Annotated in this window: 22 protein-coding genes; 8 read left to right on the top strand and 14 right to left on the bottom strand. The window is 36.0% G+C overall.

The features are described from left to right. Positions 1–27: 27 nt before the first annotated feature. Both PKC21_03405 and PKC21_03400 read left to right on the top strand, forming a co-directional pair. Positions 28–1,575: an acyl-CoA carboxylase subunit beta gene (locus PKC21_03405; GenBank protein ID HMR24382.1), complete on the top strand. Its 1,548-nt coding sequence runs from the start codon at positions 28–30 to the stop codon at positions 1,573–1,575. Positions 1,576–1,615: 40 nt separating this feature from the next. Next, a complete protein-coding gene (locus PKC21_03400; protein HMR24381.1) occupies positions 1,616–2,071 on the top strand; it encodes an SMI1/KNR4 family protein in 456 nt (151 codons plus the stop codon). 243 nt (positions 2,072–2,314) lie between these two features. On the opposite strand, the gene PKC21_03395 is transcribed toward PKC21_03400, so the two are convergent. Beyond that, positions 2,315–2,608 (bottom strand): hypothetical protein, encoded by a 294-nt coding sequence (locus tag PKC21_03395; GenBank protein HMR24380.1) that lies wholly within the window; start codon positions 2,606–2,608, stop codon positions 2,315–2,317. Between the two features lie 594 nt (positions 2,609–3,202). Between PKC21_03395 and PKC21_03390 the strand changes: the two genes are divergently transcribed. Then, positions 3,203–4,162 carry a hypothetical protein gene (locus tag PKC21_03390; protein ID HMR24379.1) on the top strand — a complete coding sequence of 320 codons (960 nt, stop codon included), beginning with the start codon at positions 3,203–3,205 and terminating at the stop codon, positions 4,160–4,162. Positions 4,163–4,226: 64 nt separating this feature from the next. Here PKC21_03390 and PKC21_03385 read toward each other — a convergent pair whose 3' ends face one another. The 6 genes from PKC21_03385 to PKC21_03360 all read right to left on the bottom strand — a co-directional run bounded on the left by PKC21_03385 (position 4,227) and on the right by PKC21_03360 (position 10,692). Beyond that, entirely contained in the window at positions 4,227–5,141 is a 915-nt protein-coding gene (locus tag PKC21_03385; protein ID HMR24378.1) for a stomatin-like protein, read from the bottom strand. Positions 5,142–5,183: 42 nt separating this feature from the next. Further along, positions 5,184–5,627, bottom strand: coding sequence for an NfeD family protein (locus tag PKC21_03380; GenBank protein HMR24377.1), 444 nt, complete (start codon positions 5,625–5,627; stop codon positions 5,184–5,186). 65 nt (positions 5,628–5,692) lie between these two features. Next, positions 5,693–7,126: a hypothetical protein gene (locus PKC21_03375; GenBank protein HMR24376.1), complete on the bottom strand. Its 1,434-nt coding sequence runs from the start codon at positions 7,124–7,126 to the stop codon at positions 5,693–5,695. Positions 7,127–7,142: 16 nt separating this feature from the next. Beyond that, complete coding sequence (locus PKC21_03370; protein ID HMR24375.1) at positions 7,143–8,186, bottom strand: hypothetical protein; 1,044 nt, start codon at positions 8,184–8,186, stop codon at positions 7,143–7,145. Positions 8,187–8,210: 24 nt separating this feature from the next. Beyond that, positions 8,211–9,542 carry a hypothetical protein gene (locus PKC21_03365; protein HMR24374.1) on the bottom strand — a complete coding sequence of 444 codons (1,332 nt, stop codon included), beginning with the start codon at positions 9,540–9,542 and terminating at the stop codon, positions 8,211–8,213. Between the two features lie 25 nt (positions 9,543–9,567). After that, positions 9,568–10,692, bottom strand: coding sequence for a hypothetical protein (locus PKC21_03360; GenBank protein ID HMR24373.1), 1,125 nt, complete (start codon positions 10,690–10,692; stop codon positions 9,568–9,570). Between the two features lie 132 nt (positions 10,693–10,824). Between PKC21_03360 and PKC21_03355 the strand changes: the two genes are divergently transcribed. From PKC21_03355 to PKC21_03340, 4 genes are all read left to right on the top strand, one after another. Next, entirely contained in the window at positions 10,825–12,324 is a 1,500-nt protein-coding gene (locus PKC21_03355; GenBank protein ID HMR24372.1) for a biotin carboxylase N-terminal domain-containing protein, read from the top strand. Further along, a complete protein-coding gene (locus tag PKC21_03350; GenBank protein ID HMR24371.1) occupies positions 12,324–12,836 on the top strand; it encodes an acetyl-CoA carboxylase biotin carboxyl carrier protein subunit in 513 nt (170 codons plus the stop codon). Before PKC21_03355 ends, PKC21_03350 begins: the two co-directional genes overlap by 1 nt. 1 nt (position 12,837) lies before the next feature. Further along, positions 12,838–14,397, top strand: coding sequence for a methylmalonyl-CoA mutase family protein (locus PKC21_03345; GenBank protein ID HMR24370.1), 1,560 nt, complete (start codon positions 12,838–12,840; stop codon positions 14,395–14,397). 91 nt (positions 14,398–14,488) lie between these two features. Beyond that, positions 14,489–16,063: an OmpA family protein gene (locus tag PKC21_03340; GenBank protein HMR24369.1), complete on the top strand. Its 1,575-nt coding sequence runs from the start codon at positions 14,489–14,491 to the stop codon at positions 16,061–16,063. A 51-nt stretch (positions 16,064–16,114) separates the two neighbouring features. On the opposite strand, the gene PKC21_03335 is transcribed toward PKC21_03340, so the two are convergent. The 6 genes from PKC21_03335 to PKC21_03310 all read right to left on the bottom strand — a co-directional run bounded on the left by PKC21_03335 (position 16,115) and on the right by PKC21_03310 (position 22,794). After that, on the bottom strand, positions 16,115–16,897 hold the full coding sequence (locus tag PKC21_03335; protein HMR24368.1) for a hypothetical protein: 783 nt from the start codon (positions 16,895–16,897) through the stop codon (positions 16,115–16,117). Positions 16,898–16,989: 92 nt separating this feature from the next. Beyond that, positions 16,990–17,439 (bottom strand): ribosomal protein S18-alanine N-acetyltransferase, encoded by a 450-nt coding sequence (gene rimI, locus PKC21_03330; protein ID HMR24367.1) that lies wholly within the window; start codon positions 17,437–17,439, stop codon positions 16,990–16,992. A gap of 2 nt (positions 17,440–17,441) precedes the next feature. Next, entirely contained in the window at positions 17,442–18,017 is a 576-nt protein-coding gene (locus PKC21_03325; protein ID HMR24366.1) for a hypothetical protein, read from the bottom strand. A 34-nt stretch (positions 18,018–18,051) separates the two neighbouring features. Beyond that, positions 18,052–19,425: a SpoVR family protein gene (locus PKC21_03320; protein HMR24365.1), complete on the bottom strand. Its 1,374-nt coding sequence runs from the start codon at positions 19,423–19,425 to the stop codon at positions 18,052–18,054. Positions 19,426–19,427: 2 nt separating this feature from the next. Further along, positions 19,428–20,546, bottom strand: coding sequence for a DUF444 family protein (locus PKC21_03315; GenBank protein HMR24364.1), 1,119 nt, complete (start codon positions 20,544–20,546; stop codon positions 19,428–19,430). A 172-nt stretch (positions 20,547–20,718) separates the two neighbouring features. Next, on the bottom strand, positions 20,719–22,794 hold the full coding sequence (locus PKC21_03310; protein HMR24363.1) for a serine protein kinase: 2,076 nt from the start codon (positions 22,792–22,794) through the stop codon (positions 20,719–20,721). A gap of 262 nt (positions 22,795–23,056) precedes the next feature. On the opposite strand from PKC21_03310, the gene PKC21_03305 reads away from it, so the two are divergent. Next, positions 23,057–24,565, top strand: a complete 1,509-nt coding sequence (locus tag PKC21_03305) for a hypothetical protein (GenBank protein HMR24362.1) — start codon at positions 23,057–23,059, stop codon at positions 24,563–24,565. 54 nt (positions 24,566–24,619) lie between these two features. Here the strand turns inward: PKC21_03305 and PKC21_03300 are convergent, their stop codons facing one another. Then, entirely contained in the window at positions 24,620–26,569 is a 1,950-nt protein-coding gene (locus PKC21_03300; GenBank protein ID HMR24361.1) for a serine protease, read from the bottom strand. Between the last annotated feature and the right edge of the window lie 21 nt (positions 26,570–26,590).

The raw sequence follows: 26,590 nt of genomic DNA, 5'->3' as shown, positions 1-26,590 counted from the left end.
GAGTACTTTTTCACTAAGTTTACTCTCATGTCTAATAACAACCCTGCATTTGAAAAACTGAAACAGAAAAATACTGCTGCCCTCTTGGGTGGTGGTGAAAACCGTATTCAAAAACAACATGCTGCTGGCAAGCTCACTGCCCGTGAACGTATAGATTTTTTATTGGATGACAACAGTTTTGAAGAAATTGATAAGTTTGTCAAACATCGTTGTGATGAGTTTGGCATGCAGGATAAAAAAATTGAAGGCGACGGGGTTATTTGTGGTTATGGCAAAATTGATGGTCGCACGGTGTTGGTTTTTGCCCAAGACTTCACAGTTTTTGGTGGCTCGCTTTCTGGCGCCAATGCCAAAAAAATCTGTAAAATTTTAGACTTGGCTTTAAAAATTGGGGCTCCAGTTATTGGCCTCAATGACTCTGGCGGTGCCAGAATCCAAGAAGGGGTAGAAAGCCTTGGCGGTTATGCGGATATTTTCTTGCGTAACACTTTAGCTTCTGGAGTCATCCCACAAATCTCTGCCATCATGGGCCCCTGCGCTGGTGGAGCAGTATACTCCCCTGCCATCACTGACTTTAACTTAATGGTAGATCAAAGCAGTTATATGTTTGTTACCGGTCCAGATGTCATTAAAACCGTGACTCATGAAGAGATCAGTAAAGAAGAGCTGGGTGGCGCCAATACCCACAATAAAAAAAGTGGCGTGGCACATTTTTCTTACCCAGATGATCAAAGTTGTTTGGTAGGCATACGTCAGCTAATATCCTACTTGCCCAGCAACAATATGGAAAAAGCCCCAAAACACGCCAATAAAGCCCCTAAAAAACCTGAAGCACTGGATACTTTAATCCCACAAGAAGCCAACAAACCCTATGACATGAAAGCTTTGATTAACTTGGTTGTAGATGAAGATTCTTTTTATGAAGTTCATGCCGGCTATGCCCAAAATATTGTGGTGGGTTTTGCCCGAGCCCATGGCCAAAGCATAGGTATTGTTGCCAATCAACCGCAAGTTTTAGCAGGCTGCTTAGACATCCATTCTTCAGTCAAAGCTGCTCGCTTTATCCGTTTTTGTGATTGTTTTAATATTCCTGTGGTGAGTTTTGTGGATGTTCCTGGCTTTTTGCCGGGCACACAACAAGAGTTTGGAGGAATTATTAAACATGGTGCAAAATTGTTGTATGCTTATGCTGAAGCCACGGTTCCTAAAATTACTTTCATTACCCGTAAAGCATACGGTGGTGCTTATGATGTTATGTCCTCTAAACATATTCGTGGTGACTTAAATTACGCTTATCCCAATGCAGAAATTGCTGTGATGGGCGCAGATGGTGCGGTAAATATTATTTTTAGAAATGAACTCAAACAAGCCAAAGACAGCACACAAAAACATAAAGAGTTGGTGGAAGATTATAAAAAAACCTTTGCCAACCCCTACAAAGCTGCAGAACTGGGTTTTATTGATGAAGTTATTTATCCATCACAAACAAGAGCCAAGTTGATTCAAGCCTTAGACTTATTAAAAAACAAACGCGATAAAAACCCACCCAAAAAACATGGGAATATTCCTCTGTAAGTTTTTATGTATACTAAGATTCATTGTATACTAAAATAGCATGAAATTAATTGAGCTAAAAAAAATCCCATCTTCGTTTCCTGATTTTAAATTCTCTTTTTCCAAAGGCGCTAGTAAAAAAGACATCCAATATCTTATAGAACTTTATGAAAAACCTATCCCTCAAGATTTGATTGATATTTTAACTTTTTCAAACGGTTTTGAACTATTTAATGATGATAATCTTGGAGGCGTTCAATTTTTAAATGTGAAAGAAATACATAAAATTAATCAAGAACAAAAAAATATTTATGGTGAAGATTGGATCAATGACATTTTAATTTTTGCTTATATGATTGGTGAAGGCAATCATATAGGACTTAAACTAAAAACAAAAAACCAATATGAACTATTGGATTGTTTTCATGAAGAAGCTCCCAAGTCTTGGCAAAAAATTCCTGGATCTATTCAAACATTACTCTCTAAACTTGTTAAAAACCAAGGTAAAATATTTTGACTTTAGCTTAGATTAAAAATTGAGGTTAAACCACAAATTAACATAATAATCTTATACATCTAGTCCAAGGCTATAAAAACCTACCAGAAAATAGATTTTTATATGTTCCACAAAAATCCAAAAATTTTCTAAATACTTTTTATATATTACTTTAAAATATGAGACATCAAAAAAAATAGAACTCGCTAATACCATACTGCCAAAACAACCCTAAGACTTAAATCTAAAAATTTTAATTGATTTTTATTCTTCTAAACTATTAAATACTTTATCTCTATGCTCTTCTGAGGAAAATCCTGCAGAAAAAGACCAATTATCCATCATCAACAATAAATTATCTTTACTATCATTGAGCATAATTTCTATAGAAAAGTGATTCAACTCTTTTAAAACGTCTTTAGCGTTCCATTCACAATTAAGTATTGTGCATATTTTAGTTAGAATTTGTAAAAAATATTTTTCTTCATAGTCATACTCTAAAAATTCAATGGCAAACAACCCACTATCCCATTGATCTTTTTTTATATTTTCTTTCATGCTACATCCTCTTTAATTTTTATCAAAGCTACCGCTTCTGATTTTAATATAGTGTAATATTGGTTATTAATCATTTGCAAAAAACAAGTATCTTTGTTTGTATTATTTTTTTGCATATGCTGCTTAGTCTAAATTAAAATAAAACAATAGATTCATCCCAATTTAATTCAATTTTTGATCAAATTAAACACTTTATTAACCAAATTAATAATTTCGTTGTTTCAGACTGGAATAATCAACAAGAAGCTTTAGATTTTTTTAATCAAATCTATGTAGATCAATAGAGGCTCCAACAAAAGAACATATTGAAAAAATCAACTTTCTTTTTCTTCCTACTGGCACACTTTAAGAGTTGAGTATTTCAAATGGGTGGGCGGATGAATTTTTGAAGTTGGCAAGTAATTTGGATAAGTTGCACTCTCTTTAATTTATACATCAAAAAATCTTATAGTGTAAAAATTACTTTTATTGTATTCATCTTGAGATTTGTTTGGCCTAAAATATTATTTACTGTAAAATTATTCAGTGAATAATAACGTACGAAAGCCTTTTTTTATTCATGTATTTTTGTTTTTTATACTTTTACAATTTTTTGTGATTTTGTTTTTTTATGTTGGCATCTCAAAAACAGAATGCAGGCCTAAACTTTATGATTGCCCAAAGCTCAGAATTTTACAATCGATTCAACCTTCTTCTGTGGCTACTACTCAACAAACACCGCCGCCTGACGCAAATCAAAAAAAAGATACTTCAATTGAGCCTATTGCTGAAATCACTAAAAAAAATGAACCCCCAACTCCTAACTATGATGAACTAAAAACAATTAAATCTGAACAAGATCCTGAAATTGATATTGTCAATCCAGATGTAAAACATTCTCCTGACTACACACGTGATTTTTTAATTGATCGGCGCTGTCCTATTGCCAATTGCATTGAAATGAGTTTGCATTTTAAAAATGAAAATGACGCCAATTTTAATAAACAGCAAGAAAGTGATGGTCAAAGCTTGTACACATTTAAAATCCGGGCAAAACATGATGACAATAGAAGTTTCAAATACCTCAACGCCGTCATCAAAGGAAACTCTTCTTCATCAAAATGCAGTTCCATTGGCAATAATACTGTTGCTGTACTAGGATTCACTTCATCAAAAAATCCAATTATCAGTACTCAGCGTGGTCCGCTAATTGTCCAAGATAACAATATATTGATTGGTAAAAATGATGGTTTTAAAATTTACCGCAATGAAAAACTAATTTCTAGACTGACTTCTCCCAATAAAAACTTTACACAATATCCAATTCAATCCATTGCTTTTCATTTAAATTCCAATAGTCAATTATTTTTCAAGCGTGCTGGCAGTAATCAATGCATTAATTACTCTAATATTCGTCATTTTCAAATAAGCAATACCCAGAATTGCAATTTCAGATTAGAAAAAGATCCTAATTATAGTGCAAAGTTTGAGCAGAGCGCCAACGAACAATTGTATTTACCTGCCAATAACGATAGCAATCATGCTCTTGCGATTCATCATGAAAACTGCCGTTAACAAATAAAAAAGGTAAGCATCATACCTTTGCTTACCCTCTTTAATTGTATGTGTTTTCAGAGACTTAACTGTCTTTTTTCTCTAAAAGTTTTGATGCTGAAGCAACCATACCGGCAATATCTGACAAGTTGGATGGAATGATTAAGGTATTGTTGGTTTTGGCCAATTTACCAAACTCAGCAACATATTGTTCAGCAACCCTTAGGTTAACAGCTTCTTTACCTCCGGGCTCATTGATGGCTTGAGCTACCTTTCTAATCCCTTCAGCAGTTGCTTCTGCAATCAATTCAATTTCTTTAGCGTAACCTTCAGCTTCATTGATTTGTTTAAGCTTCTCACCCTCAGAACGCATAATAGCTTCTTGTTTATCAGCTTCAGCAATGTTGATTTTGGATTGTCTTAGACCTTCAGACTCTGCAATGGTGGCTCGTTTTTCACGTTCCGCACGCATTTGTTTTTCCAAGGCATCAGTCACGGTTCTTGGCGGTTCAATATTTTTAATTTCATAACGGGTAATTTTTACACCCCAAGGATCAGAGGCTTTATCCACTGCTCTAATAATTTCAGCATTGATGGCCTCACGTTCTTCAAAAGTTCTATCCAACTCCAACTTACCAATCTCTGAACGCATAGTAGTTTGAGCAAGTTGAGTTGCAGCAAAGCGAAAATTCTCAATTCCATAACTGGCTTTTACTGGATCCATAACTTGCAAATACAATACACCATCGACTTCAACAGCAATGTTATCTCGCGTAATACAAGTTTGCGATGGCACATCCAAAGCAACCTCTTTTAAGGAGTGTTGATAAGATACTCTATCAAAGAAAGGGATCAAAATATGCAAGCCTGCTTGTAAGGTTTTTGAATATTTACCTAAACGCTCAACAATGTATGCGCTTCTTTGCGGAACAATCCTTACTGACTGAACCAAAGCCACTAAAACCAATAATGTTAAACCTGCACCAACAAAAACTCCCATACTCTTCTCCTTTTCTTTTTTTAACTTAAATGTATATGCTTTCTATTCAACAATCAGTTTAATACCATCAACATCCTTAATCTTGACCACCGCTCCTACAGCATGGTCGTTTTCTGATAAAGCCGTCCATTTAGCGCCTTTGTATTCAACCGCGCCGGTTTGTGCTTTTGCATCAATGGCTTCAACCACTTTAACTGATTCACCTTTAAACTCTTCTAGGTTAACATCTGATTTTTGCTCATCACTGGTATAGCCAGTAAAGTGATTTTTTACCCATTTGCGCAAGGAAAACAAAAATGCAATGGAGGCAATAGAAAATAAAATCAACTGATGATTGGGGTTGGGTAAAAAACCAAAGGCACAGACTATGGCAACCAACCAAGCTCCCAGACCAAAAAATAACAATATAATGGCTGGTACAATAATCTCACTGATCAACAAAACCAAACCCACAAAAAACCAAACCAATTCAGGTGTCCATTTCATGCCAGTATGCTAGCATCATAGCATTATTTTTCACAGAAATTATTAAAATTAGGCCTCTAATTATTTTATGGAATAATCAGCATGGATTTATCATTCCAAGTATCATTCCATTTTGGTTTTAGTCCAGCGTAGTCAAGTGCATCTCTAAAATAGCCGTAATATAATTCAAGATAATGATTTTTATAATCTATTGCATTGCCCTGAGCATAGGAACGGCGAATTTTATGCACATGATGATGCATGTTAAAGCCACCCATGTCTCCGGGGTCTGAGTCTAAAAACTTATTAAGCGCACACGCGCCGCCAAGAATTCTTCTTTTAAAGGCAACAAATTCAATTAAACTATGATCTTTTTCTTCATCCCACTGACCAATGCGGCTGTAGTCTACACCATTGCTTCTACCGTCTATTCTTTGAAAACCATTCATTTCGGTATACACTGAATCATCTGCTAAAATAGTTTCTGTTGCTTGACTTAAGCCTCCAAAATGTCTGGGAGGGCCAATCACAAAATCTAATAACTTATCCGCTGTATAGTCCACCCAGCCTTGATAATAATCTTGCTTCCATTCCCTATACCAATCATATTTCTGTTCAAGTATCTGATCACCTTGATCTATGGCTATCCCAGATGTAATCAAAGTCATAACTGTTGTTAATATACTTCTAACCTTTTGATATGCCAAAGGGTTAAGTCTGCCAGCAGTTAAGGCACTTTCTATTGCTTGAAAAACAGGCGCATAACTGGCTAAGGCATTTGCCGCAGTTGAATTACCAACTACACTTGGTAAGGATAGCCTTGGAAGAAAACTTCTCATGTATTTGACCATAGCTGGAAATCTTGCCGCCAACATGAGTGCTGTTATCGTTAAACTTGTACCTTTAAACCATGCATCATATTCTATGCATGCAAATAAATCATCCATACTAGAGTGCATAAGGACAAAATAATCTTGCATATGATCACTTTTATCGTTGAGATAATAAAAACAATTTAATTGTAACGCCTGATCTTTTACAAAAACACTGTTATCTTGCAGCCAAGACTCATTAAACCAATTGCCATCCATCAAATCATGTTCTTTAATCCAATTGATGAAAGCCATGTCGTCATCACATAAACCGTTATTGGCGCATTCACCGTAACTGTACAAACGCTCAACATCTTTATAAGTATAACGCAACATAGGATTTTGCTGGTTTTTATTGTATGTTCTTGAGGGATCATGATTTGAACTGTCATTAAAAAATAACAACTCATCATTTTGTTTTCTATACTGACACAAAGAATACCTATAAAGTGGTTTTCCTTGTGAGGTGTACTGAACTTCAATCCTTTCTTGCACAGCAAAACCGTAACGATCCATCATATGCGTTTGCTCTTCAATGGTGGGTATCCAATTTTTAATTTCCACACGCTTATGTTGAGCAAAAGCCATTGAAAAAAAACTTAAAATTAAATTTAAAAAATATATTACTTTAATTAAAATAGACCTCATTATTCCCCCGTTTTCCTTAACCACAGATTGATTGTTCCAACTTTAAAAGCAAGCTGTTTGCTGAAGTTAAAAAATCAACTGTGGGATTACCATATTTATCCATGATAGAATCTAAAATTTTCAGAGAGATCAGTGACTCAATATCTAAAGTGGTCATATCCACTGCACCGGATAAAAGCTCAAGCACAAAGTTATCATTTTTAGCTTGCATCAAATACTGTTGAAGCTGCAAAAGTAAAAATAAGCTTTGGTACTCTCTGTAAGAGTGGTTTTCATCAATGGATATAAATCTATCTATCTTAATATTATTAAACAGTGTCAAGTTCTGATCTTGTTCATATTTTTGCTCTTCAAAAAGCGGATAGCCTGATTTTGCATCGGTACTAAGCTCTGTATATGCAGTAACCATAACTGTAGATAAAAAGCCTGATATTCCAGTACGTTTAAAGAAAATTCTACGTGCAAAACCACGTTGCATTCTGGTTAACGCAGCCAATCTTTGCTCTGTATGATCTATACGTCTCATCAAATCATTGATATTTTGATTCACTCTGGGAATAATTGAATTCATAAATGTTGCATGCTGTTGATCATAATGATTGGGATTAGTTAGCCCACTGGATACATCTTGTAACAAAGCTTGAACCAAATTTTTATTTCTATCTGCCCTATCACGCAATTGCCTTTGCGTATCTTTTAATTTTTCTAGCAAGGCATCATGTTTTTGTTTACGCCTCTGTCTAATAGATTGATCACCTTGCAAATGATCTATGGCATAAAAACTTGCTGATACCACCCCACTTAAAAAAACAATATCTAAGCTTTGATCTATAATACTGTGTGCTTGCTCAGGAGAATAACGTTGTTCTGAAATATAAGCCAGCCATGTTTTATAGGTATCACGGTGAATATTTCTGACTTCTTCATGATTGATAAATCGATACAACCGATCATAATCTGACAAACCACTGCCATTCTGCTGACAAAAAACCTTATTTAGACTTGCCAAACCAACCACAAAACAGACAATAAAATTTATTCTAACCGAGCAATGTAACATGACACTTACTTAAATTTTATTTTCTTAGTTTCCTGATGATTCACAATGATCGTTGCTTTGCTGCTTTTGAATTTCATATGAAAGCTTTGCTGTTAAAGTTTTCATTTCTGCTGCCATAGCAAGACGGGCATCTTGAAAATTTTCATATTCTTCTTCAACAAACAAAATATCAACCAAACTTCTTTGCATACGCAATGGATCTGGCTCATAATCTTCCGGCAAGCAGCCCATAAAGAAATCAGATACAAACCCATCATGGTTACCTCTTTCAATAAAATAAACCAGTGACAGATAAAGAAAAAACTTTTTCTTCTCAGAGCTGCTGTAATTAGAATTATGCAAAAGGTCATGCGGCATTCTGATAAAGTTTAAAAACCAACGATCAATACCTAAGCCTTGTTCATTTTTTGCTTCTTGCTTTTCAACTGAAGTTGATTGTGCCCACATGGAATCTCCAATTGAAAAAAATAACGCTATAGCTGATATTCTTCTAGCCCACTTTCCAAAATTAAAACCCCTTATTTTATCTTTCACCTCTAGGATTACAGATTTAATTTTTCGTTTTTTAACTTTTAAATCTTCAATATCTCTCTTTACCTCCGTCAGTTCATTTTCAAGTTTTTTTCTTTCTTCAGCTGAAAGCGTATTCCCATTTTCATCAATATTATGTTCAAGGCTTGTTTTTATTAGGTCACGTCTTTTTTTCTGAAAGCTAATCATATTATTTATTGCTTCTTCACTATTAGCAGCTTTATTAAAATCATCATGGTACCCTTGGTACAACTGCAAAAGACCTTTTTCTTCTTTAGACAACTTAATAAACTGTTGCTGAAACTCTTTTTCAGCTGTACTTAAAGCATTTCTAGCAACTCTATTTCTTAACCCAACATAGCGGTATGCCATAGTAACAATAAAACCAAGCGCAATAACTGTCCCTGCACTTCCTACTGCCCATTTTACCCAATTGACTTGGTTGTCTTGCCCAGTAATTTCATAATATCGAATAATTGCTGTTACTAAATTTTTACCTTCACCATATATTTCAGCGGTTTCAGGATCAGATATTAATTTACGCCAAAACATCTCATTATAGTTTTCTAAAAAATTTCTTGCATCAGGATCACTGATGACCAAAATATCATTGATAATTTCATTTTTATCAGGAAAGTAAGATTCAGTTGCTTCAACCACACTTTTAAATCCATCTTCGCCTACATTGATTCGCTGTTGTATTAATGAATCCAATAAACGATATCTATCAGCTTTACTCAAATCATCTTGCGAATAAACAGTCGTTTGCAATCCTAACTGAACACACAAAATCAACACAATTGTATTTTTTAAACTTTTTCTCATATATTATTTCCCCTACTTTAATATTCTATCTTCTCTGAGCAAATTGTTCATTACCCAATTTACCCAACGCAAAATCTCTATTCCTAATAGATGCGTCGCATTGCTGTATCTCTACTTGCGCAAGACTTGAAAAGAAATATTGACCCAGTTTCTGAATCTCTTGTCTTTGTTTAAAGTTCTTAGCTTTTAAAGAAATTTCAAAAATACTTTTTTCCTGTGAAAATGAGTCAACATTTATCCATTGTTCTAAATGGACTTCAAAGGCTTTATCGTTCATAAAATTATCTTTAATAGCTTGATTGTAATTGGTTGCATTGACCCAATCTTCTTCCAATGGACCAATACGCCAAACCTGCTTTTTGTATTTTAATTGACCGACTTGAATAATTTCTTTTGTTCCCTGAACTGCGTCAGCAAACACTCCCAAAGTAACTGGACGCATAGGAATATTCCTTATCAGTGCGGTAGAGTTTAAAATATTACTCTGAGCTGCGCTTAACACACAAGATTCTTCATCAGGACAATTTTGCAAAGATCTACCTTTCCCATATTGAAACAAACTATGAATATTATCTTTTGAAAAAACAGATTTGCTTGTTCGAGATCGGACATTTTCTACAGCTACTTCATAGTTCATAACAGTACTTAAATTTTGCGGCATAGGATCTCTCAACCGTCGGTGCCCTAATGATGACAAATGGCTTAGTAATGTGTTATCCAGATTAAACTCGCTGGTTATAAGTGTACTGACATATCCAGAAGCAAGCTGCTCAACTCTTAACAATAAAGCTTGATCAACACCAGAAAGTTTAACCGTTGATTTTATTCTATAATTATCTCCACCTATATCCGCTGCTTTTAATTTTACATAAACCCCATATTTATCCAGATCATATGACGATGAAGAAAAATTATAAAAAAACTGGTATCCTCTTTCTGGTCTATTGAAAGCTTTATTGCCAAATAAACTCTGTAAATTCTCTGATAAAATATCCCATTGCTCTGAACCAGCATCCTCGCCGTCTATTACAGAATTTGTTGGATCACCAAAACAAACCGACGTTTGCAGCTCTAAATCATTGGGACCAGCAACGCCTGTTGAAATAGTTACTAAAAGGCTTATAATTAATGCTGTTATTTTATTTCTCATTTCTGCCCTGCATTTAACAAAGTTCTATTAAGAAAAAATTAAGACTGCTTAATATTTAGATATTTATTTTTCGTGGGCTCTCTTCTGGCAGTATGGGCTAACATACGGTATAAATGTTGCGTGACTGATGCTATGAATTCAACATTGAAACAACACAAAGTCTTGGTGGCCAATCGAGGGGAAATTGCTTTGCGGGTGATACGGACCTGTAAAGCCATGGGTTTAAAGACTGTGGCTGTTTATTCTGAGCCAGATATTGAAAGTTTGCATGTTCGCTTTGCTGATGAAGCCTATTGTCTGGGCCCTGCTCCTAGCAGCGAAAGTTATTTAAATATAGATAAAATTTTAGCCAGTTGTAAGGATGCTGGGGTAACCATGATTCACCCCGGCTATGGCTTTTTATCAGAAAATGCTGCTTTTGCTGACGCTTGCGCCAAACACAATCTCATTTTTGTTGGCCCTTCTAGCCAAGTCATGACTCAAATGGGCGATAAAATTCAAGCCAGAATTGCTGCTAAGAAAGCAAAACTACCGCTCATTGAAGGCAGTGAAGATTTAAAAGACGCCAAGCAGGCCCTTAATGTTGCTCAAGAAGTAGGCTTTCCCATTTTACTTAAAGCCAAAGCCGGTGGCGGCGGCAAGGGTATGCGTCTTGTTAACACAGAAAAAGATCTGAATTCTGCTTTTGATATGGCTCAATCTGAAGCCCAAAAAGCTTTTGGCAATGGAACTTTGTACATTGAAAAGTATTTGGATAAGCCTAGACATATAGAAGTCCAAGTGTTTGGTTTATCCACCGGTGAAACTTTGATTTTTGGTTTGCGTGACTGCTCAGTACAAAGACGACACCAAAAGATAGTAGAAGAAGCTGGCCAGCTGGGTTTAAAAAATCAAACGCAAGAAAAACTGCACAGCATGGCCAAAGAACTGTGCCAATCCCTCAACTATCAAGGGGCAGGCACCTTAGAGTTCTTGGTAGATGCTCAAGAAAACATCTATTTTTTAGAAATGAATACCCGTCTGCAAGTAGAGCACCCGGTTACTGAGTGGATTTATGGTGTAGACTTGGTTCGCATGCAAATCCTTAATGCTTTACAGATGGACCAGAATCTTCATGTGCCGCCTGCGCGAGGTCATGCTATTGAAGTACGTATCTATGCAGAAAAACCCACACAAAACTTTTTACCCAGCCCTGGAACCATTGATTTTATTCAATGGCCCAGTGGCGCCAATGTCCGAGTAGACAGTGCCATTGAAAGTGGCCATAGTATCACCTCTTTTTATGACCCGATGATTGCTAAAATTTCATGTTATGGTCAAAACCGCGACCATTGTATACAACAAAGCTTGATTGCTCTAAGCGAGCTCAAAATTTCTGGCATTGACAGCAACACCCAGTTTTTGAAGCAAATTTTAATGCATCCAGACTTTGTTGCTAACAAGGTTCACACTCAATTTATCAATGAGTCGTTGATGCAAAACTTTGGTCAAAATACCTGGACTGCATCTTCTGTTGATCTGGCTCTAAGTGCAGTTGTCAGTTGTCAAACACAGCAAGACCTTAAAATGCCCGCCGCAGATAATGAAGTGGCTCATTCAAGTTGGTGGCAAAGTGGATTGGAAACCCCCTAATGCAAAGAATTCTAGACTATCAAAACCAAGAATGGCAAATTAAACTCAGTTTTGATCCTGATCAAAAGACCTGCAGCATAGATATGGATGGAACACAATTAAACAACATCTACGTTCAAAAATTATCCCATGGATACATGTTCATTCATCAACACAAAGTTTACACTCTTTACTTAATCAAACAATTAAAAGATAGCTTTGAACTAGATATCAATGGTCAAAGTATTCACTGCAACATATACAACCCCAAACAACAAGCCGGCCAAAATCATAACAGCCGTAGCAACAATGATACAAATCTCCTCGCTGATATGCCTGGCCGCGTCGTTAAAATTTTGGTTAAAGAAGGACAAGATGTTAACTTAGGTGATCCATTGCTGGTTTTAGAAGCCATGAAAATGGAAAACGAACTTAAAAGTGTAGCCAAAGTCACTATTTTTAAAATTCATGTGCAAGAGGGTGATTCCATTGACAGTGGCCAAACTTTAATTGAATTTGAGAAAGCATCATAAAATGACTCAATACAAGCGATCAGACCACAGTCAAAGAGACGTACTTTATAGCCAAAAAGATGTAACGATTGATCCTGGGTTCCCTGGCCAGTTCCCGTTTACTCGAGGCGTGCAACCCAACATGTACCGTGGTCGCTTGTGGACCATGCGCCAATATGCTGGCTTTGGTTCAGCAGAGCAAACCAATCAAAGGTTTTTAGATCTTTTGCAAGCCGGTCAAACGGGTTTGTCTATGGCTTTTGATTTACCCACCCAAATGGGTTATGACCCTGATGATCCTATGAGCCAAGGAGAGGTAGGTCGTGTGGGCGTATCCATTGCTAACATAGATGACATGACCACCGTACTCAATAACATTCCTTTAGATCAGGTATCATCATCTATGACCATCAATGCTACTGCTCCTATTTTGTTATGTTTTTATATTGCTGTAGCGCAAAACAATGGCATTGATCCCAAGCTGCTTAAAGGAACAGTGCAAAATGACATCTTAAAAGAATACATTGCCCGTGGCACTTATATCTTTCCGCCCAAAGCATCCATGCGCTTGTGCGCAGACCTCATTGAATACTGTTCCAACCATGTTCCCTTATGGAATCCAATTTCAATTTCTGGGTACCATATCAGAGAAGCTGGCTCAGATGCAGTTCAGGAAATAGCCTTCACTTTATCCAATGCCGTTGCTTATGCTCAAACAGTGGTTGACCGTAATATAGACTTTGACCATTTTGCTGCGCGTTTGTCCTTTTTCTTTGCTGCGCACAATGATCTCATAGAAGAAGTAGCTAAATTCAGAGCAGCCAGAACCCTATGGGCCCTCATTACCAAAGACGTATTTAAAGCTAAAAAAACCAACTCCATGCTCATGCGCTTTCATGCCCAAACCGGTGGCAGCACCCTCACCGCCCAACAAGTGGATAACAATATTGTAAGAACCACCGTGCAAGCTTTGGCTGCAATTTTAGGCGGCTGTCAAAGCTTGCACACCAATTCCAAAGATGAAGCCTTAGCCTTACCCAGCAAAGAATCTGCCATGCTGGCCTTGCGCACCCAGCAACTCTTGGCCTACGAATCTGGCATAGCCCATACCGTAGACCCTTTGGCTGGAAGTTTTGCCATAGAGCATGAAACAGAACTCATGATTAAAAAAGTTCAAGCAGAAATGGAAAAAATTGAAAGCATGGGGGGTAGCCAAAAAGCCATTGAAAACAATTACTACCAAAAAGCTATTGCTGAACGTGCTTACCAATTTCAAAAAGACCTTGACCAAGGCAAACAAAAAATAGTGGGTGTCAATTGCTATCAATCTAAAGAAGATCCGGTCAGTAATTTATTAAAACTTGATATCAACTTAGAAAAAAACCTTAAACAAAAAATGACTCAGTTTAAAACTACCCGAGACCAAAACCATTGCACAGAAGCTTTGACCAACTTAAATGCCAAAGCTAAAACTTCAGAAAATTTATTGCCATATATTTTAAAGGCTGTTCATGCCAAAGCCACTTTGGGTGAAATAACCCAAAGTCTCAAAGATGTTTTTGGTAGACATCAAGCCCAATAACTCTTCTGCTTCAATTTCAATAGCTCTCCATAATTTGGAAAAAGTGACAAGATGTTAAAATCATACTACAATTGCCCAAGTTATGCTTATCTTGAAACGTTTTTTGCTTTTTGCTTTGGTTTTTCTTATCAATTTCCCTGTTCTTGCGCTTGATGTACAAAGGTTTAACCCCACCACGGATCAATACGAAGGCTTTACCAATTTTGGTACCAGTACATTAAAGTCTGGAGCTTTTCACATTGCCTTATTTGTTAACCATGTTGATGATCCGCTAGAGTTTAATAGCATTGGTTCCAACACTCAGATTGCGCCCATTGTTGCAGAATTCAATACTGTTAATCTTACCCCACAAATTGGTATCTTGGATTGGCTAAGTGTTGGGGCCAGCTTACCATTTAATTTAATGACCTCTGTCCGCAGTGACATCCCAAACTTCACCCAAGAAGAAGATTATTCTTTGGGTGATGCTCAAGTCTATTTTAAAATGCGTATTATGGACAACAAAAAAAGTCCTATTGGTCTTGCTTTTATTCCTACAGCCAGTATTCCGCTTGATGACAATGTTCAAGACCACTTCAATGATTTGGATTATAGCTTTGGAGCCAAGCTTGCCCTAGACACTTGGCTGAATAATAAAAATTATTTAGCTTTGAATGTTGGCGGCTCATACCGCATGCAAGATGAAGACGTTCTGACCATTCTGCAAGCCAGCCATGACCTTGATCTTGGTATAAGTTATGTTCATCATTTTTCTGAAAAAAAAAGAGCGGATATTTTTGCTGAAGTCACGGGCAGAACTGAATTATCTGACCCTTTTGCTTCTGGACAACGATCCCCTGTGGAAGCTTTATTAGGCTTAAGATTTAGAATGCTAGACAATAAACTGACCACATTTTTAGGCGGTGGCAGAGGTGTCACCAATGGTTACTCTTCTCCTGACTATCGTATTTTTGCAGGGATTCAATTCTCGCATAGAAAAGATCAAGAGAAACCAAAGCCTGCTCCTGAGCCTGAAGAAAAACCCAAAGAAATTCCCAATATTGCTCAAATCTACATTAAAGTTTTTGATGAAAATAAAGATCCCCTTTCAGCAACTATTCTTGTTCGTGATCCCAATGGAGACCTTGCCGCTAGAGCTGATTCTACTGAACTACGTAAAAACTTAAAACCTGCAGACTATGATGTCTATGTTGAAAAAACTGGATACACCTATGCGCAAAAAACCGTTACACTCAATCAGGGTAAACGCGCCAACCAAACAATTATTCTGGGCAAGGTAAAAAAGAAAGGCCAAAAAATAGAATACTTGGGTAAAATTCTGTTTGATTTTAACAAAGCAAACTTACAACAACAGTCCTATCAAATTTTAGATAATGTTGTAGATGTTTTACAACGCCACCAAGAAGTAAACAAAGTTAGAGTTGAAGCGCATACCGATAGCAAAGGCAGTGAGCTCTATAACCTAAATCTTTCAAAAGCCAGAGCAAAATCAGTTATGGATTACTTGGTTTCTGCTGGTGTAAGCCCTGAACGTTTGATCTCAGTTGGTCTTGGTGAAAGCCAACCCATTGACACCAATGATACAGAAGAAGGTAGAGCCAACAATAGACGGGTAGAGTTTACCATTCTTGAGTCCAAAGATAATGCTGTACGTGTCAAGCGCTAATAATTTTTGCTATATTGTTTTGTGATTGTTAAATTGTACTGCATTAAAAAACTATGCCTGTAGCTTAAGCACAGGACCATCTTTACAAATGAGTTTACGATCACCTATGGGTAACGCACTAGTTTCAGTAACGCAACTTAAGCACACCCCCATGCCGCAAGCCATTTTGGCTTCCGCTGAAGCATAGACCTCAACTCCTTGATCTTTAACCTTATCAAATATAGCTTTCATCATAATGTTAGGACCGCAGGTATAAATCTTTTTAGGGGCATAGCCTTGCTTAAAATCATCAAAAAAAGCATTCACTATTAAGCCTTGTGAATAATGTTCATTTTTTTCATCGGTCCAAATAACCATCTCAACACCCAAGCGACTAAAAAGTGTTTGCACAGGTTTAGCTTCTGTATGATTTCTAAAACCAAAATAAACTTTTATATTTCTCAAAAACTCTGGCTGCTGCCTTTTTAACCATAACAAAAATGGTGCCGTACCTATTCCTCCGGCAACGATTGCAATTTTCTCATCTTTTTGGGCCGGCATAAATTGATTACCTAAAGCTCCCAACAATGATAATTCATGTCCCTTATTTTGTAGACTCAACCAAGCAGTCCCCTGACCTACCACCTGATATAAAACACTAATATGATAGAGATCTTGCTGATCAAAAATCGCCATTGGCCGGCGCAAAACATGTCCTTGTTCATAACCAGTACTGATCATTAAAAACTCACCGCCTTGGCAAGCATCAAATGCTTGCTCAAACTTTAAATCCAATTGATAATACCGGCCACCTAGATGTTTATTGCTTAAAATATGTGCTTTATGTTCTTTCATCTTGTTTCCAAATACTACCAAAATACCCAAACAGTCAAAGGAAGTAAGGTTTTATGCTTATATCTTAATCAAAATCATGTTTTTTCTTACAATTATAGGTAGCGCTGCATTACTCTGGCATCCTCGCCGTCTGCATAATAATTTTTTCTGCACAATAGATCAACAAAGCCATTTTTAAGATATAACTTATAAGCCTTATCATTGCTTTGTCTCAGTTCTAAAAATATTTTTTTAACCTTCAACGTTTTACAATAGTCACAAGCCTTTTGTAACACCCTTTGACCATAACCCTGTTGTCTGTTTTTCGGTAACACATAAATGTAAAATATCTCTGCTTCATCATCAAGAATACTGATTACAACATATGCTAGAGCCTGCTGCTGATTAACTATTGAAAAACAATGAACATGCTTCTGCTCAATTAAATTTTGATCTTGTGAGTTTTTTAAAAAACCACTTTCTTTAAGCAGCTGTAAAATATTTTTTTTTATCGCATCAACTTGCTGTTTTTTAAATTGAACATGAACTACACTCTCTTGCATGGCTATTCATCTAATGAAAATAAATAAATTTTTTTACGTGCCAACTGTCTACTCAACCACTGTTTGTACTCTAGTGCCAACTCAGATTTTTTCAATGCCTGTTCAATTTTAATTAAGGCTTCTTGCTTATCTTGATTTTTAAAATCTTGTTGATGTGCCAGATAATAACGCTCCACATCTTCTTTACTGACACGTGCTCTAAACGCTATACTATCTCTAATAAACTTTTCTTTATCATACTCTTGAAAAAATGCTTTTTTAATTGCCGCTTCTGTTTGCCCTTGTGCAGCTATTAACTGCAAAACTTTGGGAGTCATTATTTCTTTAAATTTTTTTTCAATCTTTATATTTTCTTTTTCATCACCCGAATCAACTTTATTTAAATAATCCTTGATAACAAAATCTTGAACCATAGTATCAATGGCTTTTTGATATGCACTTTTATCAAATGTAAAATTGTCTTTCCCATCCAATAACTGCTGTACAATTAAATATGCTTTAACATCATGTAAAGTATACAAGGTATTTTCATAAATTAATGTACTTTGATCCACAATTGTCTTTGCTTTTATAGGCATACCACAAAAACAAAATATACTTAAAATCAAAAACTTACTGCTGATATTCAAAACTTTTTCCATCAAAATAAATCCTAGTTTCTTTCTCACTGACTACAGTTAACAAAGAAACTGGTTTACCCCAACATAAAAAGATATTTTTTAGGGTTTCTTTTGCCCAATCTTGTTTTAAATCAACTCCTTCATGCTGATGCTCTAAAAAAAGTTGTTCGCTTTTATCATTTTCATCAACAATATAGATGGGTGGACCATGGATGCTACTCAACTGAACAACAAACTGTTGTTTAAATTTATCAAAAGCTTCTTTTAGTTCATTATAACTTTTATCTTCATGATTTTCTGCAAACATAAACAGTTTATGTTGTTGACAAAATTCCATGGTCATAAAATTTTCAATAAAATTAACATCATTATGAACACGTCTGACTTCAAAAATTTTTTCTCTCCCAAGCCCTAAATCTTTGTTCCAACTGTTTTTTTCTTGCAAAGAATTACACTCTTCATAATCTTTGCCAAACTTGCCTTTGTTCCATCTGTTTTCTATATCTCTAAAAAGTTCTATGCCTAATTTATAGGGATTCATCTGCCCTTTAGCTGCAGCCATGGTTCCAGCATGATGATCAGCATATTCAATAATTTCTGCATCTTTTAAAATATGTTGTGTCATCATTTTTGAATGCCAATAACTTGCCCAACCTTCATTCATGATTTTTGTTTGTGCCTGAGGTGCAAAATAGTAGGCTTCTTCTCGTAACATCATCATGATCTCACTTTGCCAATCTTTTAATTTACCGTTTATAGCTAGATAACCTATAACATCTCTTTGTTTGTATACTGATTTTTCTTTTTTACTTCGCTTTAGATGTTCTCTTGGTAATTTAAAATTTGCACTACCATGATTTTTAAATGGCAAATGAATATCAATAAGATTATCCAAAGACTTACATACATCTATAAATTGCTCTACTTCATCAAATCCATATTTATCAATGTAACGCCTAATTCTAGTAGCATGGTTGGCCATTTCATCCACCATTTTTCTGTTGGTTTTACTAAACCACTGATTATTTTTAAAAAAATCTGCGTGACCATAAACATGTGCCATCACCAATTTTTGATCTAAAAGAGAATTGGATTTCATTAAATAAGCAATACAAGGATCATTGTTAATCACCAGCTCATAAATTTTTGAAACGCCATAAGTATAGCCTTTGGAAAGTTCTTCATAGGTCATACCAAATGACCAATGGGGATAACGCACAGGAAAGCCCCCATAGGAAGCTACTTGATTAAGCTGATCATAATCAAGCATCTGAAAAACAGTCTTACAAAAATCTAATCCATAGGATTTGGCTAAATCTTCAATATTTTCTTTAATCTTGGTCAGCTCAACATTTAAATTGGCCATACTTATTTTCCCTTACCTAAAAACGTTTTAATGGATTTCATAATGGCATCTTTATTGGGAATTTGCGAGCTCAGTAAATTATCAAAATTTTTAATCTGTCTTAAATCTTTAATAAACTGCCCAGATCCATATTGTGAATCCACTTGACCATAACAAAACAAATTTACCATAGGCAAAAGACTATTTTGCAGCTTATCCATACATTTTTGTGTGTCTTCACTGGACCAATTGTCTCCATCAGAAAAATGAAATACATAAATATTCCATTCAAAGGGTGAATAATCTTGTAAAATCAATTGTTCACATAAATTGTATGCCGAAGATATAATGGTCCCTCCAGATTCGCGTGTATGATAAAATGTATGTTCATCCACTTCCTTAGCTTTAGCATCATGAATAATATATTTTTTTTCTAAGTCTTTGTATTGGGTACCTAACCAAGTATCAATCCAAAAACTTTCCGTTCTTACAATATCTTTTTGATCCTGTCCCATAGATCCAGAAACATCCATAATGTAGATAATCAACGCGTTAGTACTTGGAATGACTTTTTCTTTCCAACTTTTATATCTAAAATCTTCTTTAATTGGCACAATCAAAGGACTGTTTTCTTGGTAGGTACCTGATGCAATTTGTCGTTTTAATGCTTCTTTGTAAGTTCTTTTAAAATGTTTAAGTGAGTTGGGACCATTTTTATTGATGCTGGCATAATTATGTTTCAAGGTTTCTATACGTTTTTTTGCCCCTTTTTCATCAATGTTAGGCAGCTCCAATTCTTCCGATAAAATTTGCGCTAGCTCATCAATGCTAATATCCACTTCTAAAACATGTTCACCCGGTGTTTCTCCAGCCTTTTGACCCTGACCTTTTTGTTTTTGTCCACCTTGTTGGCCAGAAGAGCCCGCCTTACCTTGTCCCTCTCCTTGACCCTGACCTTTTTGTTGGTTTGGATCATGGACAAACCTTGGAATATTAATTCTAGGAATAGGAATAGAAATGATATCTTTGCCTTTTCTGCCAATCATTTCACCCTTGGCAATATATTGTTTGAGGTTTTGTTTAATTTTACCTCTTACAATTTCTTTGAAACGATTGTGATCCGAATGAATCTTCAACGCCATTATCGAACCTGCTTTATCGCTTGGAAAACGGAGATTTTTTCGAGCCTCTTCGTTGCAAGGAGCTCAAAATCCTCGACGTAGCAAAAGTACGCCTGCGGTTTTTCGCTTCCTTGCGCCTCGATTCTCAAAAAACTTTCCGTTTCTTTTATAATTTCAGTATGACAGCCCATAATCATTGTTTTGATTTAACATCTCCTCTGGCAAAAATAGACGCAACAAACTGTAAAACATCACTGGCACTATCTTCATTGTAACCATAATGATTAATCAAACGTTTTTTAACCACATCAATTTTTTTCTGAGTTTCATCATCTACAACAGAAGACACCAAGCTGGTTAACTTGATGCTGTCTTTTTGATCCTCAAACAGCTTTAATTCCAAAGCTTTGTTCAACCTATCATTGGTTTTGTAATCAAATTTTTTACCATCCAACGACAATGCACCAATGTAGTTCATGATCTCTCGTCTAAAATCATCTTTGCGTGATTCTGGAATATCTATTTTTTCTTCAATGGACCGCATCAGTCGTTCATCAGGTTCACCTCTTGATCCTGTATAACTGTTTTTCACCTTTTCATTTTGGGTGTAAGCTTTAACATGATCTATATAGTTGGCACATAATTTTGATAATGCGCCATCGTCAGTGCTTAAAGCTCTTTGCACTTCTGCTTTGACAATATCTGCATATTCTTCTTTAACAACATTAATCAACTCACTGTAATGCTTTCTATCTTCTTCATTGGATATCAAGGAGTGCCGTTTAAGGCCGCTCTCTAACTCTTTTAAAACCATGAATGGATTGATATAGGTTTTTTGGTCATCATTCACCAAAGTGTTGGATATTTTATCTTGAACATACCTTGGGGATACACCATCCAACCCTTCTCTTACTGCTTCTTTTCTCAACTCTCTGATGTTATCTTCCGTATATCCAGGAATGGCTTTGCCATCATACAACTTCAGTTTTTGTAATAAACTCAAGTTTGATTTTTTAGGTTGTTCTAAGCGCGTTAAAATGGCCCACATGGCCGCCATTTCTAAAGTATGTGGCGCAATATGTTTGTCTTTTAAACTTTTTTGATTGTAATCTTTTTGATAGATCTTCATTTCTTCAGATAGCTTGGTAATATAAGGGATATCAATTTTAATGGTTCTATCACGCAGAGCTTCCATAAACTCATTGCTTTGTAGTTTTCTGTATTCAGGCTCGTTGGTATGGCCAATAATCACTTCATCAATATCAGTTTGTGGGAATTTTTTGGGCTTAATTTTATGTTCTTGTGAGGCTCCCAATAAATCATACAAAAAGGCAACATCTAATTTTAACACCTCAACAAACTCAACCATACCGCGGTTGGCTACATTGAATTCACCATCAAAGTTAAAAGCTCTTGGATCAGAATCAGAACCATATTTTGCAATCAAGCGATAATTGATATCACCCGTTAATTCAGTTGAGTCTTGGTTTTTTTCATCTTTAGGCTGAAATGTTCCAATCCCTACCCGGTCTTTTTCCGATAAAATCATACGCTTAACCACCACATGCTGCATGACTTTACTCCAATTGCCTTCATAATGGTCCATCAATTCTTGGTAGACTTGCCGTGACGCTGGGCAAACATCACCTTTAATTTGAATGGTATCGTACTCAGGATGTTTTTCTGCAATTTTTTCAAACACCTGTGCTCTAAACTCTTGTGGTATTAACAACATTGGATCAGCATGCATGGGATCTAGCATGGTATCTGTATCAGCAAGAATATTGGGAATTTCATTGGGATCTATCTTCCAGGCAAAGGTGTACAAGGCACCTTCTGGCGTTTTACTGTAAGCCTCTAAACCTTTCTTGATCATTCTAACAATGGTTGATTTTGATGACCCTACTGGTCCATGCAATAACAACACCCTCTTTTCAGGCCCTAAACCCAATGCCGCACTTTTAAAAACATTGACCAACTTCATTAAAGGAATATCCAAACCAAATACTGCGTCCTTGCCATCATCAATTGGATCAGAAAAAAAATGGTATTTGGTAATGTTTTTTTTACCATCTACATAACTTTCATAACCATAGGATAAAATCATATCGTAAATACGCTGGTATGCAGTACGACATAACCTTGGATTATCCTCAACCATATTCAAGTATTGCGCAAAGCTGCCTTGCCAATGCTCTTTATGAAATTTATCGATATCATGATGATCATCAATCCATTGTAAAAGATCTGAATAAGGTTGATCTTGCATTGAGGCATTCCTTCCGCTGATTGTTATATTGAGGTTTGTACAATAATAGTATACGGTTTTTTCAGTACATCATCAACATTCTATTGGATCTTTATTTATAAAAAATTGCTATTTTTTATATTACTCTGCAATTTTTAGCATTTTATAAAGTAACAAAAGTTAACGCAACATGGGAATACAAAAGTTACATTAAAAAAACTATTTATTTTTAAATACTTATCAAAAAAGTTATTTAGGCATAGCTTTTGCTGTTTACTAAGGCATGAGAAGCCAAACATCAAAACACTCCCTAAATTTAACCAGCCTTAAGCCCTTTTTTATAACCATGTTTCTTTTATTGGGCTTTACAATTGTGATCATACCCAGCTCAGCTTATGCACAGTGGGGATGCAGTACAAACCCTAATGCTGATAACGATGGTGATGGCTTAATCAATTCAGAAGAAACCATTTGTGGAACCAACGCTTGCGATAACGACAGCGACAATGACAACTTAATTGATGGATTTGAAGCTGATGTTGTTAATGGTGTCTGTGTTTTTGTTGTTTCTGATCCAACCAAAGCTGATAGTGACGATGACGGATTAAATGATGATGATGAAGTAAATACATTTTTTACTGATCCCTTAAACCCAGATACTGATGGTGATAGCCTTCAAGATAATGAAGAACTTTCAACACACAACACTGACCCTCTCAATCCTGATACTGATAACGATGGCTTAAACGATGGTTCAGAGATTGCTCAAGGTTGTAATGCGATTAACGACGCCGATACTGATGACGATGGCTTATCTGACTTTGATGAAGATATGCATGGAACTCTTTGCACAAACCAAGATACCGATGGTGATGGCTTAAGTGACAATGAAGAAGCAGATATGAATCAAACTGATGACACTGACCCACTTAACCCTGATACTGATGGCGACGGCTTAAACGATGGTGATGATCAGAGCAATGGTTGTCTTGCCGCAGTAGGGAATACTGATACCGATGGCGATGGCTTATCTGACTTTGCTGAAGTAATCACTCACGCAACAGATTGTAATGATACTGACACAGATGATGGTGGCGTTGATGACGGTACTGAAGTATTGACTGACTTAACCAATCCCTTGGATGGCAGCGATGATATAAATCCAAGTTCTGGCAATGACGATGACGACAGTGACGGCTTAACCAACGATGAGGAAAATACTCTAGGAACAGATCCTCTAAATCCTGATACCGATGGTGATGGCTTAGAAGATGGTGAAGAACATAATGATGTAGGAACTGATCCACTAAACCCTGACACTGACGGCGATGGCTTAACAGATGGCGAAGAACAAAACGATGTTGGAACAGATCCTTTAGACCCTGATACTGACAACGGTGGCGTTGATGATGGCACTGAGCATACACAGGATGGTACTGATCCTTTAGACGGAAATGATGACCAAGTAGGTAACAACAATGATTCTGATGGTGATGGCTTAAGTGATGCTACAGAAAACTTAATGTGCACAGATCCTAACAATCCAGACACTGATGGTGACGGTATCAATGACTTCATAGAAAATGCCTTGGACGTTAACCCATGTGATGCAGGTGAAAGCCTAACCATTGAAGGAAGCACTGGATTAGCTAGAGAAGGTCGCAATGCTTATGGTCAAGGTTGCGGTGGGAGCAATACTGCAAACAGCACCTCACCCTTTGGTTTCATGCTTTTAATGTTAATTGTTGCAGGCCAAGCTTTACTAAGAAAAAAACAACGCTTTAATTCATAAACTCAACGACACTACCTGCACCAAAAAAGGCAGCTTCAAACGCTGCCTTTTTTATTATTGATTAAGCTGTAAAATTTTATCGCAAGATTTTTTAAAGCTTTTCTTACTTTTAGCCCGGGTTAAATAGCATTGATAACGAAGTATGCTTTTTGGATTAGCCTTTTCATCAATTAATAGTCTCTGATAATAGCCATCTTCATCAACATGAACCTGACCGTCATCGCCACCTTTTCTTGCAAAAACCTTTTGTAAACCCTCTTTATCTTCTTTCTTATTTTCAGGATGAGGCTCATACATACGTTTTACATAAACAGAAGGCGTGTTATCTTTTTTTGGGTCAACCATAATAACTGCAATTTTTTCCTGACTTAAATCTAGTGCATGTGAATTTCCAATATCAATTGTTGCGTTTTCATCCAAGGCAAAGGGCATCACTAACTTTAAATTCCCACTTAAATCCTCAATACTAGCAGGTTTTTTTCGATTTATTTTTAATGCGCTTAATGACTTGGGCAACATATTTTTTGGCAAAGCTAAAAAGTCATCCCAATTATTCAAATCACCATAATAGCCTAAGACCAGTTTAGGTGCTTTTATTTTATAATAAAACAATTCTAAATCTGATAACCAATAAGGATTTGACCTTAATTCACATGTCACACCTTTTGGAATAGGTAAACAATGGGTATGAATTACAGCTTCAAATGGTTCAATTAAAAAAGCAGAGGACGTCCAATTTCTACCATAAGAATCTTGCCATTGATCAGTCTGCATGGGCTCACCTACACTTACAATGTGAAGCTTTTGTTCAGCAACCGTCACATAAGGCCTTAATGTTTTTAAAATAATATCAAAATAAAGCTTAGGCTTTTGGATAAACTGTTCCAAACTAAGATTGTCTGGCTTATCTACATACACTTCACCTCTGATATCTTGATAGCTATTACCCGCAACTTTATAAATAATGTTTTTCCCCTTGCTATACTCTAAAGATTCAAAATCTTTATAGTCCGCAATAATCCACTCTTTTGCTTCTGTTTTTTTCAGTTCTAAAAACCACGCGCCCGTGCGTTGAGCATGCAACAAAGGTTTAAGTGTTTTATCATGAGGAAAAATGTTATTTTTAAATTTATCCTCAAAAACTTTCCTACGCTCTACAATACCATTTAAATAGGCTTGACTTGATTTATCAGAAAAAGCTAAAAACTTTTGCGGTAGTTTCTCTTTATACTCCCAAACACTAAAAAACTCTTCTGCATCATCACTTTCAACCAACTTTCTATCATAAAACTGAGCCATTTTAGTCTTGTCTTTTTTTAACAATTCAATAGGGACTGAATAGTTTAAATTTTCATTTGCTGATTTACCAATAACAATACCCACCACTTTAGCATTCAAATCAACTAAGGGCCCGCCACTGTTCCCCGGAGAAGCTGGCGCTGTAAAGCGAATATATTTAAAATCTCCTTTGTATTCTTCATCTGTGTATGACGTAATCCTACCTTTTCTTTCCACTACTCCCTGACCTAAAGCATTGCCAATAGAAAATACTGTTTGCCCAACTTTGCTTTTTTCTGAAACATCCAAAAACTGCATATCTTTGGGATATGACTTTAGATTAAATACAATATAGTCTTTACGTTGATCATATTGCAAGACTTGATCAATTTCATATAAATTATCATTCTTGTCGCGCAGCCTTATATCTTTTAAAAATGTTTTTTTCAGGTGCAAATCAAACACATGTGCAGCAGACACAATTGTTTTTTTGTCAATCGCAAACGCGGTTCCAAAACTTTGATATTTCTTATTTCTAATTGCATGCGGTAACTGACTGTAATTTATTTTTGTATCATATTGAATATTTTTAAACTCAAGACTAAACGGCCTGACCACTTCAAAAACAGCACTTCTAATTTTTAAAAAATCACTGTCTTTAAGGTCTTGAGCAGATAAACTGTAACCCACCAACAAAAGAAAAATTAAACATACTCTAAACATCATCCGATGCTAATTGAGATCTTA

The sequence above is a fragment of the Oligoflexia bacterium genome (assembly GCA_035326705.1).
Taxonomy (GTDB): domain Bacteria; phylum Bdellovibrionota_G; class JALEGL01; order JALEGL01; family JALEGL01; genus JALEGL01.
Note: the sequence above shows the minus strand (reverse complement) of the source record. Positions and strands in the feature narration are given on the sequence as shown.

What these genes read in the sequence shown, in the direction of transcription:
- PKC21_03405 (HMR24382.1), top strand. Translation starts at nt 28, where the DNA reads ATGTCTAATAACAACCCTGCATTTGAAAAACTGAAACAGAAAAATACT.
- PKC21_03400 (HMR24381.1), top strand. Translation starts at nt 1,616, where the DNA reads ATGAAATTAATTGAGCTAAAAAAAATCCCATCTTCGTTTCCTGATTTT.
- PKC21_03395 (HMR24380.1), bottom strand. Translation starts at nt 2,608, where the DNA reads ATGAAAGAAAATATAAAAAAAGATCAATGGGATAGTGGGTTGTTTGCC.
- PKC21_03385 (HMR24378.1), bottom strand. Translation starts at nt 5,141, where the DNA reads ATGGGAGTTTTTGTTGGTGCAGGTTTAACATTATTGGTTTTAGTGGCT.
- PKC21_03380 (HMR24377.1), bottom strand. Translation starts at nt 5,627, where the DNA reads ATGAAATGGACACCTGAATTGGTTTGGTTTTTTGTGGGTTTGGTTTTG.
- PKC21_03375 (HMR24376.1), bottom strand. Translation starts at nt 7,126, where the DNA reads ATGAGGTCTATTTTAATTAAAGTAATATATTTTTTAAATTTAATTTTA.
- PKC21_03370 (HMR24375.1), bottom strand. Translation starts at nt 8,186, where the DNA reads ATGTTACATTGCTCGGTTAGAATAAATTTTATTGTCTGTTTTGTGGTT.
- PKC21_03365 (HMR24374.1), bottom strand. Translation starts at nt 9,542, where the DNA reads ATGAGAAAAAGTTTAAAAAATACAATTGTGTTGATTTTGTGTGTTCAG.
- PKC21_03360 (HMR24373.1), bottom strand. Translation starts at nt 10,692, where the DNA reads ATGAGAAATAAAATAACAGCATTAATTATAAGCCTTTTAGTAACTATT.
- PKC21_03355 (HMR24372.1), top strand. Translation starts at nt 10,825, where the DNA reads ATGAATTCAACATTGAAACAACACAAAGTCTTGGTGGCCAATCGAGGG.
- PKC21_03350 (HMR24371.1), top strand. Translation starts at nt 12,324, where the DNA reads ATGCAAAGAATTCTAGACTATCAAAACCAAGAATGGCAAATTAAACTC.
- PKC21_03345 (HMR24370.1), top strand. Translation starts at nt 12,838, where the DNA reads ATGACTCAATACAAGCGATCAGACCACAGTCAAAGAGACGTACTTTAT.
- PKC21_03335 (HMR24368.1), bottom strand. Translation starts at nt 16,897, where the DNA reads ATGAAAGAACATAAAGCACATATTTTAAGCAATAAACATCTAGGTGGC.
- rimI (HMR24367.1), bottom strand. Translation starts at nt 17,439, where the DNA reads ATGCAAGAGAGTGTAGTTCATGTTCAATTTAAAAAACAGCAAGTTGAT.
- PKC21_03325 (HMR24366.1), bottom strand. Translation starts at nt 18,017, where the DNA reads ATGCCTATAAAAGCAAAGACAATTGTGGATCAAAGTACATTAATTTAT.
- PKC21_03320 (HMR24365.1), bottom strand. Translation starts at nt 19,425, where the DNA reads ATGGCCAATTTAAATGTTGAGCTGACCAAGATTAAAGAAAATATTGAA.
- PKC21_03315 (HMR24364.1), bottom strand. Translation starts at nt 20,546, where the DNA reads ATGGCGTTGAAGATTCATTCGGATCACAATCGTTTCAAAGAAATTGTA.
- PKC21_03310 (HMR24363.1), bottom strand. Translation starts at nt 22,794, where the DNA reads ATGCAAGATCAACCTTATTCAGATCTTTTACAATGGATTGATGATCAT.
- PKC21_03305 (HMR24362.1), top strand. Translation starts at nt 23,057, where the DNA reads ATGAGAAGCCAAACATCAAAACACTCCCTAAATTTAACCAGCCTTAAG.
- PKC21_03300 (HMR24361.1), bottom strand. Translation starts at nt 26,569, where the DNA reads ATGATGTTTAGAGTATGTTTAATTTTTCTTTTGTTGGTGGGTTACAGT.